1 protein-coding gene is annotated in these 573 nt (G+C 43.1%); it reads right to left on the bottom strand.

Annotated features, from left to right (window positions below; all coding sequences use genetic code 11):
* Nucleotides 1–19 precede the first annotated feature (19 nt).
* Nucleotides 20–571 (bottom strand): nucleotide exchange factor GrpE, encoded by a 552-nt coding sequence (gene grpE, locus R7040_RS28605; RefSeq protein ID WP_052034643.1) that lies wholly within the window; start codon nt 569–571, stop codon nt 20–22.
* Between the last annotated feature and the right edge of the window lie 2 nt (nt 572–573).

Genomic DNA, 573 nt, shown 5'->3' with positions numbered 1-573 from the left:
TTTGCAGTGACTTGCGTCGTTATTTAGCAACCATAACCATTGCAGGACGAATCACACGGCCGTTTAACTCATAACCCTTCTGCATAACAAACATCACGGTGTTTGATTCATGATCTGGGCTTTCTTGAATAGACATTGCTTGGTGGAATTCAGGGTTGAACGTTTCGCCTTCAGGGTTAATTTCTTTCAAACCAAACTTAGCAACCACATCAACAAACGTCTTGTGAGTCAGCTCAACACCTTCAAGGATCGGCTTAATCACTTCGTTTTCTGTATCTGCTGCTTGAATCGCACGCTCTAGGTTATCGATAACAGGAAGCAGTTCTTCAGCGAACTTGTTAAGAGCGTATTTACGCGCTTTGTCGATTTCCTGTTCAGTACGACGACGCATATTTTCAACTTCAGCTTTTGCACGAAGCACTGCGTCTTGCTGATCTTTTACTTTGGTTTCGCTAGACAATAATGCCGCTTCTAGTTGAGCAATCTTAGCGTCTTTCTCGTCACCAATTTCTTCAAGTTCTGCTTCAGCTTCTTGAGCCGCAGCTTCTACTTTTTCAGCCTCTTCGATGATTT

The organism is Vibrio sp. 1069 (assembly GCF_033340555.1).
This window is presented reverse-complemented; position numbering and strand designations above follow the sequence as displayed.